The following is a 12,742-nucleotide window of genomic DNA, read 5'->3' on the forward strand; positions in this document are numbered from 1 at the left end:
GGTGGAAAAGGGTGACGGGTGCCCGGAACCGTCGTTGGGCAGGGCATGAAGAAGACGAATCGTCTGTTCGCCGCCGTCGCGCTCTCCGGGGCCGCGCTGGCCGCCGCCGCCGCTCCCGCCTCGGCGGCGGCGCCCGCCGGGATGCCGGACGTCTCCAAGGCCGGCGGGGTGTTCGGGCTGGTGGCGTTCACCGGGGCCGAGCTGCTGACCGGTGTCGACCCGACCCCGCCGGACCCGGAGACGCTGATGGAGCAGGCGAAGAAGCAGCAGCAGGAAGAGGCTGCGAAGAAGCAGCAGCAGAAGTAGGTCAGTCGAGCCAGACGTAGGCGGCGAACCGGCCGGTCTCCTGCTCCCGGCGGTGCGAGAAGAAGTCCTCGTCCTCGATGGTGCAGCGGTCGTCGTGCCGGATCTCCCCGACCCCGGCCCGGGTGAGCTGGGCGGTGATGCCGGCCCGGACGTCCAGGGCGGGGGTGCCCCGGCGGGTGGTCGAGCGCAGCTCGGGGAGCGCCTCGCAGGCCTCGTCCTGCATCGCCTGCGGCACCTCGTAGCAGCGGCCGCAGGCGAGCGGGCCGACCAGGGCGACCAGGTCGGCGGGCTCGCTGCCGCGGGCCGTCATCGCGGCGACCAGCGCGGGCGCCATGCCCGCCACCGTCCCGGCCCGGCCGGAGTGCGCGGCGCCGACCAGGCGGCGGACCGGGTCGCCGATCAGCACCGGCGCGCAGTCGGCCGCCAGCGCGACCAGGCCGAGGCCCGGCCGGTCGGTGACGATGCCGTCCAACGGCGGTGCGGTGCGCGGGTCGTAGGGCTCGGTGACGTAGGCGACCTCGGTGCCGTGCACCTGGCGCATCATCACCACCCGGGCCGGGTCCAGGCCGAGCTCGCGGGCGGTCAGCTCGCGGTTGCGGCGGACGTTCTCCGGGTCGTCGGCGGTGCGGCCGCCGAGGTTGCGGGAGTCGAACGGGGCCCGGCTCACCCCGCCGTGACGGTCCATCACGGCGTACCGGATACCGGGTGCGAGCTGCTCCATGGCTGGGCTCCTAGGGCTGGAGGGCGGTCTACTGGTCGGCGAGTTCGGCCACGCCGGTGATCCGGTGCAGGGCGAAGGTGCGCACCTCGTCGCTGAGGTGGTCGTACACGGTGACGAAGCCGCCCTCGACCTTGACCGGGTCGACCACCCGCTGGGAGGCCAGGCCCTCGGCGTTGACGTAGCCGATCCACATCCGCTCGCCCAGCAGCACCGCGGTCTGCAGCGCGGCAAGCGTGTCCGCCGCGGCGGTGCGCGGGAGTTGGCGCAGGTCGGTGCGGGCCGGACCGGTCTGCGGCCGGTCCGCGGCCGGCCCCGCGACGGTCTCGCGGCGGACGGCGGTGGCGGCCAGGTCCCCCGCCCGGACGGCCCGGACGGCGGCGGCGAGCAGCACCTCGTCCGGCACCGGCGGGCCGTCCGGCACCGGTACGGGCGCGGAGCGCGGCGGGGTGCGGTGGCTGTCGGGGTGGGTCAGCAGCACGTCGCCCTCGGCCGATTCGGCGGTCGGGGCGTAGCCCATCGAGCGGAGCACCGAGAGCAGTGTCTCCGGCCCGGCCTGGGCGGCCAGCACGGTGGGGGCCAGCAGCCGCAGCCGGAGCTCCCCGGCCCGCCGGTCGGCCAGCACCTCGGCGAGCAGGCCGGGGTCGTCGCAGCGCAGGTAGGAGGAGGCGGCGCCGACCCGGAGCACGCCGTGCCGCCGGGCCACGTCGTCGATCAGGTAGCTCAGCGGCTGCGGCACCGGGGTGCGGGAGTGCTGCGCCAGGAAGGCGTGCAGGTCGCCCGCCGTCCGCCCGGCGTCCAGGGCGCGGCGGACCGAGTCGGTGGTGAAGCGGTAGACGGTGGCGCCGCCCTTGGACTCGATCTCGGCGCACAGCGCCAGCGCCTGGGCCAGCGGGGTGAGCAGCGGGCCGGGGGCGATCGCGGTCAGGTCGGGCTGGAGGATGACGTGGTCCAGCGGCTGCGGAAGCAGCGGCTCCAGGACGGGCTCCGGATCGGCCCCGGTGAGCAGCGCGCGGGCGGGGGAGGCGAGCGCGCCCCGGCCGGTGACGCCGAGCGACTCGGCCTCCTGGAGCGCCCACTCGGTCAGGTGGTCGCGGAAGTCCCGGCCGTCGGGGCCCGCCGGGCCGCCGCGCAGCGGGCGCTGCCAGCGCAGCAGCGGCAGCAGGGCCCCGGCGTCGGCCGCCGAGCCGGGCGGCAGCGAGGCCAGCGCGGTGAGGGCGGCCCGGCGCACCGAGGGGGCCAGGGTGCGGTCCAGCTCGGGGCCGAGCGCGGCCCGGGCCTTGCCCTTGCCGTCGGGGGTGCCGGTCAGCCCGGCCACCCGGGTGGCGGCCAGCCAGCTGCGGGCCAGCAGGGCCCAGCGCTCGGGCGTCGGCTGCTGGAGCCAGAGGTCGTAGGCGGGGGTCGGTGCCCAGCGCTCGTCCGCCTCCCCGTCGGGGGCCAACAGGCCGGAGGCGTAGGCGAGTTCGAGCCAGAAGGCGGCGGTGGGCTCGGGGCAGTCCAGTAGCAGCGCGGCCCGCTTGAGGTCCCGGACGCCGAGGCCTCCGGCGCGCAGGGTGGGCGGCGGCTGCAGGCCCCAGGCCTCCAGCAGCTCCTCGACCGTGCGCACGGCGGTGTAGGCCTGCCCGGCGGCGGTGGAGTCCACGGCCAGCGGATCGCGCTCGGCGGTGGGGGTGAGCACCGGCGGGGCGGGCTCGACCTCGCGGTGGCTGCGGCCACCGCGCAGGTGCAGCGCCAACTCCCGTGGCAGCACCACCGATCCGGGGCTGCTCGGCAGCAGCAGGCCGCGGGCCAGCAGCCACTCCACCGGGCTGCGGGCCTCCTCGGCGGTGACCTGCCGGGCCGCGTCCGGCACGGTGCCGGAGGGCGGCCCCCAGACCAGCTTCTCCAGCAGGGCGAGCGCACCGGCCGGTGCCTGCTCCAGCAGGGCGGTGCAGCGCTTGCGGTCCTGGAGCAGCGCGGTGAGCGCGGCCACGGCGGTGACCGGATCGGGGGTGGCCGGCAGCCCGGCGCCGTGCAGCAGCTGCTGCAGCCGGGCCGGGGACATCCCGGCGGTGGCGTCGGCCAGGGTCGGGCCCAGGCCCGTGCGGCCGGGGTTGGCGGCGGACGGGGCGAGGGCCTCGCGGACCGCGATCACCAGGCGCAGCGCCGAGTCCGGGCCCCAGAGCAGGGCCTGGGAGCGCAGCGTCTCCAGGGCCGCGGGCAGCGCGGCGGTGATCGCGGCGCGGTCGGCCGGGGCGGCGCCCGGATGCGGCTTCACCCGGGCCGGGCCGGCCAGCAGCTGACGGAGCGTCGCCTCCGGGCAGCCGTCGGGCGCGGCGGCCAGCGCCTCGGCCGTCTGCAGGGTGAAGCGGTCCAGCCGCTCCAGCGCGCGCAGCGCGGAGGCCCGGGAGGAGAGCCGGGCGGACAGCTGGGTGAGGTCGGTGGGCACCGGGTTGAGCAGGTCGGGGCGGGCGTGCAGCAGCGTGGCCAGCGCCTCGTCGCTGCGGGCGCGCAGCTCTTCGGCGAGGGTGCGGGGCGCCTTGCTCTGCTGACCGGTCATCCGACCCAGACTAGTCGCCGCAGGGTTAAGAGGACAGAAACGGCGGTCGCACGGCCGGTGCGGGGCCGTGCGGCGGCGGGCTCCGTCCACAGGCTGGGGACAATCCCGACCGGGTGGCCGACCCGCTGACTGATCGGTGGTGCCGGGGGTACGGTCTGCCGTGTGGCGGATGGTGAGTGGTGGCGGGTGGACGGGCCCTGGCGGGTGCTCGGTGGACAGCGCTCGGGGGAGCCGACCGGGGAGCCGGCCGGGGCGGCGGGTCCTGACGGGGTGTCCGATTCGGTGTACGCGCCCGAGGTGCCGGCGCCGGCCGCGCCGGTGACGCCTCCGGCGGTGCCGCCGCGTCCCTCGGAACCGCCCGCGCCGTCCGCGTCCCCCGTGCCGTCCGTGCCGTCCGTGCCGCCGGGGCAGAGCGCCTTCCTGATCGCCCGGGCCGAGCGCGGTGGCCCGCCGCTGTCCGCGGCGGACTTCCCCGGCTGGGACAGCGTGGTCTTCGACTTCCCGGACGAGCGGGCCGCCGCGCCCGCCCCGGTGGTCCCGGAGCAGCGGACGGCGGAGCCGGAGCCCTCGGCGGCGGCCGATGCGGACGGTGCCGGGGCTTCTCCGGCCCCCCGACGCTCGTTCCTGACGGGGCGTCGGCCCTCGCCGCTGGTGCTGCTGGCCGCCGCGGTGCTGGTCGCCGGAGTCGTCACCGGGCAGCTGCTGGCCCTGCTCGCGGGCTGGGGGCTGGCCTACATCGCCCCGCGCCTGGGCCCGCTCACCCGCAAGTTCGCCGCCCTGGTGATCCCGCTGGGCACCATGACGGCCTCCTCGGTCTGGCAGTGGGGCCGCACCCAGGGCCGCTGGGGCGAACCGGCGCCGACCGAGGAGCTGGGCCGTGCCGTCTGGGACGGCGCCCCGGGAGTCCTGCGCCTGGCCGGTGCCCTCACGGCGGTCTTCCTGCTGGTGGTCACCCTGCGCCGCCGCAAGCCCGCGGCAGAGGCGTGACGCCGGAGGCCACCCCGGGGGCGCGAGGAACTGCGCGAGTCGGAAGGCGGCTCACCTGCAACTGAGGGCACGTCAGCCAGTTGCAGGTGCTGCCGTTCCCCCGCGCGCAGTTCCTCGCGCCCCCGGTGTGACCACGTGCCCAGCCCTCGGGTCTTGCTGCCCGTGCGCGCCCGCGCGGCGGAGCCGCAGATCAGCAGAGCCTCGCGCCCCCGGGATCACCACCTGGTGCGGTGCGCCCCCTGCCACACGGATCCGGCGTCAGCCGGTGAGGAGGCGTTGGAGTTCGGCGACGATCAGGTTGGCACCGGTGTAGCCGATGCCCTGGTACCAGAGGCGGTCGTCGACGGGGAAGGCGCGGTGGGCCCGGACGGCGCCGAGGGACTGCCAGGCGGGGGAGGCCAGGACGGCGTCGGTGCCGGCCCGGGCGGGGTCGCCGTAGGTGGCGTAGAGCAGGAAGTCGCCGTCGGCCCGGCCGATCTGGTCGGGCGTCACCTCCACGTCGAAGGCGTCCACGTCCTGCTCCGGGGGCCGCCCGAGCCGGAGGTCGGCGAGCAGGGTGCCGGGGAAGTTCTGCCGCCCGTAGAGCCGGACGGTCGGCGAGCCCTCGACGAAGCGGACCAGGCTGATCCGGGCGCCGCCGTTCCCCGCCGCGCCGATCGCCTGGGCGGCCCGGCCGATGTGCCGCCCGTACTCGGCGGTGACGGCGTCGGCCTGCTGTTCGCGGCCGAGGGCGCGGGCGTGCACCCGGAAGTTGTCCTTCCACGGGTACCCGGTGGTGGCGGTGAGGACGGTGGGGCCGATGGCCCGCAGGTCCTCGTAGTGGGCGGCGTCCCGGGTCTGGTTGCCGAGCAACAGCTCGGGGCGTTCGGCCCGGATCGCCGCGTAGTCGGGGCTGCCGACCGTCCCGGCGGAGCGGACGGGTGCCAGCCAGGCGGCCGGGAAGTAGTCGGGAAGGCCGGGGTCGGCCGCGGGGCGGGAGGCGGCGAGCGGGGGGATGCCGAGGGTGAAGGCGGAGTCGAGCTCCGCGGTGTCCAGGACCACCAGCCGGGTCGGCCCGCCGGGCACCTGGACCGGGCCGTTCGGGGTGTCCACGGTGACGGGCGGGGTGGGGGAGGGGGAGATCTCGATCACGGGGTCGGTGGCGCGGGTGTCCGGCCGCTGGTCGGTGCAGCCGGTCAGCAGGACCGCGCCGAGCCCGGCGAGGGCGGCGCGGCGGGTGAGCTGACGTGGCATCGGGGCACCTCGGGCGGGGCGGCGGCGGGGGTCGCAGCCGATTATGTCCGAATTGCCGGTATTGATGGCGGTGAAAGGCCGTCAGTCCGCAAGCGTGCCGGGCGGTTCACGGGGCGGTCGACGGCAGTGCCTAGGGTGGAGGCATGGCACTCACCGTGGGGTTCGACCTCGACATGACGCTGCTGGACACGCGGCCGGGCATCAAGGCCACCTACGACGTCCTGTCGGCGATGACCGGCGTGGCGATCGACAGCGACCTGGTGGTCAGCAGGCTCGGCCCGCCGCTGGAGCGGGAGATCGCCAACTGGTTCCCCGCCGAGGCGGTCGCCGAGACGGCCACGCTCTACCGCCGCCTGTACCGGGAGCACGCGCTGCCCGGCACCCTGGTCCTGCCGGGCGCGAACGAGTCGCTGGCGGCGGTCCGGGCGGCGGGCGGCCGGGTGGCGGTGGTCACCGGGAAGTACGAGCCCAACGCCCGGCTCCAGCTGGACCACGTCGGCCTGACCGTCGACGTGCTGGTCGGCGACACCTGGGCCGAGACCAAGGGCGACGCGCTGCGCGAGCACGGAGCGAGCGTCTACGTCGGCGACCACTACGGCGACATCCGGGGCGCCCGGGCGGCCGGCGCGGTGGCGGTGGCCGTCGCCACCGGCCCGTACACGGCGGCCGAGCTGGGCGCGGCCGGGGCGGACGTGGTCCTGGAGGACCTGACGGCCTTCCCGGAGTGGCTGGCCGCCCACCTCGGCTAGGGGCCGTCCGCTAGGACTTCGCGGGCCGCTTCGCCCGGGCCTGGCGGAACATGCCGGTCAGGGCGAGGCCCAGGCCGAGCGGCATCAGCATCGAGATCCAGTAGGCGGCCGTCGGCAGCGGGGTGAGGTGGAGGAAGAGCGGTACGAAGGTCGCCAGGGTGGCCGCCGCGCCGATCAGGAAGACGACGGCGCCGGTCTTGACCAGCACGTCTCCGCGCTCGGTGGTGCTGCTGTTCACGGGGGACTCCTCGACGGGTGCGGCCGGCGGACCTCCCCAGTGTGGCAGCCGCCGGAGCTCGGCCCCGGGCGGGGGAGGGTCGTCCGCGACCTGACGGCCCGTCACCCAGCGGAGTTCCTCGGGGACGGAGTGTTTCGGGCCGCTGGTGGGCCGGGTATGCAGGACTCGCACGGGGCCGGTCCGGCGCCCCGCCGTCCCGACCGGGGGTGTCCGCCAGTGGAGAGCGCCGAGTCGCGCCCTGGCCGTGCCAGGCCCGGCGTGGTCACCGTCAGAGCCGTGTACCGGAAACCGGCTGCGCGCCGCTGAGCAGCTGACGGATCATTAGCATGCTGACCGGGCACGCCTGACGCGTTCGGCGCGGTCGGCCCGCCATCCACCCAGGGACCCCGGCGTTCGCCGGGGCCTCCCCGTACCCACATGAGGACTTTTCGAGATGCCCACCGGCCAGGTGAAGTGGTTCAACGAGACGAAGGGCTTCGGCTTCCTGTCGCGCGACGACGGCGGGGACGTGTTCGTCCACACCAAGGCGCTCCCCGCCGGGGTGACCGCGCTCCGGCCGGGGCAGCGGGTCGAGTTCGGTGTGGTGGCCGGTCACCGGGGTGACCAGGCCATGGCCGTCCAGCTGCTGGAGGCGCTGCCCTCGGTGGCCGCGGCCCAGCGCAAGAGCGCGGACGACATGGCCCCGATCGTGCAGGACCTGATCACCACCCTCGACGCGGTGCTGCCCGGCCTCCAGCACGGCCGCTACCCGGCCAAGCCGACCGGCCAGAAGCTGGCCGTGCTGCTGCGCGCGGTGGCCGACCAGTTCGACGTGTAGGCGTCCGACCCGCGAGCAGCGGTCAGAAGTCCAGCGCACCCGGGCCGATGGCGGGCACCAGCCCCTCGGCGGCGGCCCGGGTGAGCAGGCCGCGCACCGCCGCGTAGCCGGCCTCGCCCAGGTCGGCGGTGAACTCGTTGACGTAGAGCCCGATGTGCTGGTCCGCCACCGCCGGGTCCATCTCCTGCGCGTGCGCCAGCACGTACTCCCGGGAGGCCTCCGGGTCCTCCCAGGCCATCCGGACCGAGGTGCGGATCTGTTCCGCCAGCTCCGCCAGCCGCTCCGCGCCGAGCGAGCGGTGGGCCACGATGGCGCCCAGCGGGATCGGCAGGCCGGTGGCCAGCTCCCAGGCCTCGCCCATGTCGGCCAGCTTGTGCAGCCCGTAGTTCCGGTACGTGAAGCGGGCCTCGTGGATCACCAGGCCGGCGTCCACCTTGCCGTCCCGGACGGCGGGCATGATCTCGTGGAAGGGCAGCACCACGATCTCGCCGAAGCCGCCGGGCACCGCCTGCGCGGCCCAGAGGCGGAACAGCAGGTAGGCGGTCGAGCGCTCGCTCGGCACCGCCACCGTACGGCCCGTCAGCTGCTCCGGCGTCAGCTCCCCGGAGGTGAGCACCAGCGGGCCGCAGCCCCGGCCCAGCGCCCCGCCGCAGGGCAGCAGGGCGTACTCGTCCAGCACCCAGGGCAGCTGGCCGTAGCTGATCTTCAGCAGGTCCAGCTCCCCGCGCTCGGCCATCCCGTTGGTCACGTCGATGTCCGCGAAGGTCACCTCGGGCGCCTCGGCGCCCGGCACCAGGCCGTGGGCCCAGGCGTGGAAGACGAAGGTGTCGTTCGGGCAGGGCGAGTACGCGACGCGCAGGGTCACCGGGAGGCCTCCTCGATCAGGGCGCGGTACGGCAGGTGCAGGAAGGCGCGCTCCAGGGCGCCGAGCGCCTCGCCGATCCGCCAGGCGTCGCGGTCCCGGGGGCCGACCGCGTTGGAGACGGTGCGCAGCTCCAGCACCGGCACCCCGTAGCGGGCGGCGGCCTCGGCCACCCCGTGGCCCTCCATCGCCTCGGCCACCGCGTGCGGGTGACGGGCGGTCAGTGCGGCGGCCCGCTCGGCGGTGCCGGTCACGGTGGAGACGGTCAGCACGGTGCCGGTGGCGGCGTCCAGCGCGTCGGCGGCCAGCCGGACGGCGCCCGCCGGGGGCACGTGCCGGACGGCGCCGAAGCCCAGCTCGGCGACGCTGCGGAAGCCCTCCGGGGTCTCGGCGCCCAGGTCGCCGGCCACGATCTCCTCGGCCAGCACGGTCGAGCCGATCGGGGCCCGGGGCGCGAAGCCGCCGGCGATCCCGGCCGAGACCACCAGGTCGTACGGGTGCGCGGCCAGCACGGCGGCCACCGAGACGGCGGCCGCGACCGGGCCGACCCCGGCCACCAGCACGTCCACCTCGGTGCCGCTCGCGTGTTCGCTGCGGCGCAGCTCCCCGGCGGCCGCGGGGCCCTCCAGGGGGATCGGCCGGGCGCCGTCGCGCAGGCCGCGCAGCACCGCCTCGGCCTCCGCCGCAACGGCGACGGCGACCAGCAGCCGGGGGGTTCCCGGCCGCTGGCCGCCGTCTTCCTGAGGACTCGTCACTGCTCGGTGCCGGCGCCCGGCTGCTCGGCGCCGCCGCCGGCCGGGGCGCCCGCGGCGTCCTTGTTCTTGAGCTGGAAGTACCAGACGCCCAGGATGTCGCCGGTCTTCTCGTTCGCCTCGACGACGGTGACCAGGGTCTTCTCGCCGGAGGCGAGCAGGCCGATGGCCGGCAGCGAGCCGGAGTAGGTGGAGCCGGTGCGGGTCGCCGACAGGGTGGCGCGCTGCTGCTGGCCGCCGTCGGTGAAGGCGAACCAGCCCTTCTCGGCCACCTCCGGGTCGACGCCGACGCCGATCTTGTCGGCGACGGTGACGTCCGAGACCGGCAGCTCGCCCTTGGCCTTGGCCTTCAGGGCGGCGGCCTGGCACTTGGTCTGCGCGGCCTCGTCCAGCGGCTTGCCGTCGTTGTAGCAGAGCGGCGCGGCCTCGATCGAGGAGCGGCCGACCACCAGGGTGGCCTTGGGGGCGGACGGCTCGTCCTTCCCGGAGGCGTAGGCGATGGAACCGCCGACCGTGCCGGCGCCGATCACGACCACGGCGCCGAGGGCGGCGATGACACGGGTGCTGAGGCTCATGGCCCGAAGACTACCGGCCACACCCTCCGCGCGAACGTCCGGGTCGCCCGAACGGCGAGCACAACATCAGGAACGCGCCGCCGTCTGCCGGACCGTCAGCCCACCGAGCGCGGCCGTGCCGACGGGCGCGGCGAGGACCCCTTCAGGCGCAGCAGCGACCAGAGCGTCCAGAGCAGTGCGACCGTCAGCAGCGCGGCCGCCACCCCCAGCCCGAGCGAGCCGTCCAGCGGAAGGGTGATGCCCAGTGCGCCGCCCGCCACCCAGCTGAGCTGGAGCAGCGTCTCCGACCGGGCGAACGCCGAGGTCCGGACCGCCTCTGGGACGTCCCGCTGGATCAGCGCGTCCAGCGCCAGCTTGCCCAGCGAGGCGGCCGCCCCGGCGGTGGCCGCGACCAGGGCCACCGTCAGCAGTCCGTACCAGAGGGCCGCCGCGAAGGCCGCCGCGGTGGCCAGCAGCAGCGCGACGGTGACGATCGCCTCCGAGCGCCGGGTGCGCAGCCAGGACCCGAGCGCCGAACCGAGCGCGTTCCCCAGCCCGGCGCAGGCCGCCACCACGCCGATCGCCACCGTCGGCCGCAGCCCGGCCACCGGATCGCTGCGCAGCAGGAAGGCCAGGAACATCACCAGGAATCCGACCAGCGCCCGCAGCGAGGAGACCGCGCGCAGCGCCAGGATCACCGAGGGGCCGACCGTGCGCAGCCGGGCCCGGCCCGGGGCGTGCTCGGGGGTGTGCAGCACGGCCCGCTGCTCGCCCTTGGCCGAGTCCACCTGGTGCGGGAGGTGAAAGGCCATCAGGGTGCCCGCCACGAAGACCAGGAAGGCCCCGCGCAGCGGCCAGGCCGGTCCGATCAGGTGGAGCAGCCCGCCCACCCCGGCGCCCAGCATCCCGGCCATCAGCCCGGCCAGGGTCACCCGGGAGTTGGCCTTCACCAGGGACAGGCCCGGTGGCTGCAGCCGGGGCACCACCACGCTGCGCACCACCCCGTACGCCTTGGAGGCGACCAGCACCCCGAGCGCGGCGGGGTAGAGGGTGAGGCTCCCGCTGATCACCGGCCCGGCCATGGTCCACGAGAGCACCGCCCGGGCCAGCATCGACATCGCCACCGCGGACCGCCGGCCGTGCGGCATCCGGTCCAGCAGCGGCCCGATCACCGGGGCCAGCAGCGCGAACGGGGCCATGGTGACCAGCAGGTAGAGGGCCACCCGGCCGCGGGCCTCGCCGGTCGGCACCGAGAAGAAGACGGTGGAGGCCAGCGCGATGGCGATCAGCATGTCACCGAAGGAGTTCAGCGCGTGCAGCTCGATCAGCTTGGCCAGGCCCGACTCGCCCGCGCCCTCGGCGGAGGTGGCCCGGCGGATCCGCCGCCCGGTGCCGTGCACCACCTTGCCGGTCCTGGACCCGGCGGCGGAGGCGCCGCGCAGCAGCAGACCGCGTCGGGGCGGCGTCCTGCCGCCCTCCGACGGCGACCCGTCGTCGCCGGTCGGCGGGACGGGTATCGGTGGGGTCTCGTCCGCCACACAGCCCATCCTGCCCGAGAAAGGGCCCGGTGACGCGGGACGGCGCGGAGATCCACGGGGCTCCGTCGGGTCCGGACGCGGAGCTCCGTCGGGTCCGGTCGCGGAGCCGGACTGTCCCGGGTGGCCGACCGGCGGGTAGCCTGCACTACGCGCGTGCACTGCCCGGTGGGCGGCGCGGCCGGTCACCGGAAGGAAGCGGGTCGCGCAGAATAGGGGTGACGGTGCCCGTGCGGCCGGGTCTCCCGGCAGGCCGACCCGTACGGGGCGGCGCCGACAGACCGTGGGCAAATGGGCCGCAGGCCACCGAACTTGGGAGAGAATCGACGCCGTGAGTGCTGCGATGCGAAGCCGTACCCCCGACCGGCTCTGTGCCGAGGCCGTCGAACTCGCCCGTCAGTCCGCCGTCGAGACGGTCGGCCAGGAGAGCGTCGGGGCCCACCTGGGTGCCCGCGCCGACGGCGAGCGGGTCGTCACCCACACCTTCGAGTGCCTGGACGCGGCCTACCGCGGCTGGCACTGGGCCGTGACGGTGGCCCGCGCCCCGCGCGCCAAGAACGTCACCCTGGACGAGACCGTGCTGCTGCCCGGCCCCGACGCGGTGCTCGCCCCGCAGTGGGTGCCGTGGAGCGAGCGGCTGCGGCCCGGCGACATGGGGCCGGGTGACCTGCTGCCCACCGACGCGGACGACCTCCGGCTGGAGCCGGGCTGGACGGGCGAGGACGAGCCGGCCCCCAACTCGGTGGCCGCCCTCGACGCCGCCGAGGACCTGGTGGTCGCCGCCGCCGACAGCGCGGTCACCCCCGCCCGCGGCAGCATCGGCGCGCTCGCCGAGGAGCTCGGCCTCGGCCGCTCCCGGGTGCTCTCCCGGATCGGCCTGCACCAGGCGGCCGACCGCTGGGAGACCGCCCACGGCCCGCAGACCCCGATGGCGCAGGCCGCCCCCGCGAACTGCACCAGCTGCGGCTTCCTGATCCCGATCGGCGGCTCGCTCGGGCAGGCCTTCGGCATCTGCGGCAACGAGTTCGGCCCCGCCGACGGCCAGGTCGTCTCCCTCGCCTACGGCTGCGGCGGCCACTCCGAGGCGGCCGTCATCCCGGCCCCGCCCGCCCCGGCCGAGCTCATCCTCGACGAGCTCCAGGTCGAACCCCTCCACCTCCACCCCGACCGCACCAGCGGCTCCGTCGAACCCGACGCCCCCACCGAGGAGCTCGGCCACTCCTGACCGGCCGCACCGGGTTGCGCCCCGCAGGGGCGCGGGGAACTGCGCGCGGGGGAACGGCAGCACCTGCAACTGGCTGACGATGGTTCAGTTGCAGGTGAGCCGCCTCCCGAAGCGCGCAGTTCCCCGTGCCCCCGGCATCACGTTCTCCCGCGCGTAGCCAGCTCCGTGTGCGGCCGCGCCTCCCCGGCGGGGGAGAATGCCTCCCTCAGCAGTCCAGGGGAAGGCGG

General features: G+C 76.0%; 13 protein-coding genes. 5 read left to right on the plus strand and 8 right to left on the minus strand.

The window, feature by feature from the left end; all coding sequences use genetic code 11:
- Window positions 1-45: 45 nt before the first annotated feature.
- Window positions 46-306 (plus strand): hypothetical protein, encoded by a 261-nt coding sequence (locus ABD946_RS14945; protein ID WP_345283730.1) that lies wholly within the window; start codon window positions 46-48, stop codon window positions 304-306.
- A gap of 1 nt (window position 307) precedes the next feature.
- Here the strand turns inward: ABD946_RS14945 and pgeF are convergent, their stop codons facing one another.
- Both pgeF and ABD946_RS14955 read right to left on the minus strand, forming a co-directional pair.
- The gene (gene pgeF / locus ABD946_RS14950) at window positions 308-1,027 is read right to left on the minus strand and encodes a peptidoglycan editing factor PgeF (protein WP_345283732.1); all 720 of its coding nucleotides are present in this window, start codon (window positions 1,025-1,027) and stop codon (window positions 308-310) included.
- 28 nt (window positions 1,028-1,055) lie between these two features.
- Window positions 1,056-3,563 (minus strand): helicase-associated domain-containing protein, encoded by a 2,508-nt coding sequence (locus ABD946_RS14955; protein WP_345283734.1) that lies wholly within the window; start codon window positions 3,561-3,563, stop codon window positions 1,056-1,058.
- A 387-nt stretch (window positions 3,564-3,950) separates the two neighbouring features.
- Here ABD946_RS14955 and ABD946_RS14960 point away from each other — a divergent pair, with 387 nt between their 5' ends.
- Window positions 3,951-4,550 carry a hypothetical protein gene (locus ABD946_RS14960; protein ID WP_345283736.1) on the plus strand — a complete coding sequence of 200 codons (600 nt, stop codon included), beginning with the start codon at window positions 3,951-3,953 and terminating at the stop codon, window positions 4,548-4,550.
- Between the two features lie 258 nt (window positions 4,551-4,808).
- Here the strand turns inward: ABD946_RS14960 and ABD946_RS14965 are convergent, their stop codons facing one another.
- On the minus strand, window positions 4,809-5,783 hold the full coding sequence (locus ABD946_RS14965) for an ABC transporter substrate-binding protein (RefSeq protein WP_345283738.1): 975 nt from the start codon (window positions 5,781-5,783) through the stop codon (window positions 4,809-4,811).
- A 143-nt stretch (window positions 5,784-5,926) separates the two neighbouring features.
- On the opposite strand from ABD946_RS14965, the gene ABD946_RS14970 reads away from it, so the two are divergent.
- Window positions 5,927-6,532, plus strand: a complete 606-nt coding sequence (locus tag ABD946_RS14970) for an HAD family hydrolase (protein ID WP_345283740.1) — start codon at window positions 5,927-5,929, stop codon at window positions 6,530-6,532.
- Window positions 6,533-6,542: 10 nt separating this feature from the next.
- Here the strand turns inward: ABD946_RS14970 and ABD946_RS14975 are convergent, their stop codons facing one another.
- Complete coding sequence (locus tag ABD946_RS14975; RefSeq protein ID WP_345283742.1) at window positions 6,543-6,770, minus strand: hypothetical protein; 228 nt, start codon at window positions 6,768-6,770, stop codon at window positions 6,543-6,545.
- Between the two features lie 433 nt (window positions 6,771-7,203).
- On the opposite strand from ABD946_RS14975, the gene ABD946_RS14980 reads away from it, so the two are divergent.
- Window positions 7,204-7,587 carry a cold-shock protein gene (locus ABD946_RS14980; RefSeq protein WP_345283744.1) on the plus strand — a complete coding sequence of 128 codons (384 nt, stop codon included), beginning with the start codon at window positions 7,204-7,206 and terminating at the stop codon, window positions 7,585-7,587.
- 22 nt (window positions 7,588-7,609) lie between these two features.
- Here ABD946_RS14980 and ABD946_RS14985 read toward each other — a convergent pair whose 3' ends face one another.
- The 4 genes from ABD946_RS14985 to ABD946_RS15000 form a co-directional block, all read right to left on the minus strand.
- Entirely contained in the window at window positions 7,610-8,452 is an 843-nt protein-coding gene (locus ABD946_RS14985) for a 1,4-dihydroxy-6-naphtoate synthase (RefSeq protein WP_345283746.1), read from the minus strand.
- Window positions 8,449-9,204: a futalosine hydrolase gene (locus ABD946_RS14990; RefSeq protein WP_345283748.1), complete on the minus strand. Its 756-nt coding sequence runs from the start codon at window positions 9,202-9,204 to the stop codon at window positions 8,449-8,451. The genes ABD946_RS14985 and ABD946_RS14990 overlap by 4 nt, the downstream gene beginning before the upstream one ends.
- A complete protein-coding gene (locus ABD946_RS14995) occupies window positions 9,201-9,776 on the minus strand; it encodes a hypothetical protein (protein ID WP_345283750.1) in 576 nt (191 codons plus the stop codon). The genes ABD946_RS14990 and ABD946_RS14995 overlap by 4 nt, the downstream gene beginning before the upstream one ends.
- 95 nt (window positions 9,777-9,871) lie before the next feature.
- Window positions 9,872-11,302, minus strand: a complete 1,431-nt coding sequence (locus ABD946_RS15000; protein WP_380149446.1) for an MFS transporter — start codon at window positions 11,300-11,302, stop codon at window positions 9,872-9,874.
- Between the two features lie 331 nt (window positions 11,303-11,633).
- On the opposite strand from ABD946_RS15000, the gene ABD946_RS15005 reads away from it, so the two are divergent.
- Entirely contained in the window at window positions 11,634-12,515 is an 882-nt protein-coding gene (locus ABD946_RS15005; protein ID WP_345283752.1) for a DUF3027 domain-containing protein, read from the plus strand.
- Window positions 12,516-12,742 lie beyond the last annotated feature (227 nt).

The sequence above is a fragment of the Kitasatospora albolonga genome (assembly GCF_039535905.1).
Classification (GTDB): Bacteria; Actinomycetota; Actinomycetes; order Streptomycetales; family Streptomycetaceae; genus Kitasatospora; species Kitasatospora albolonga.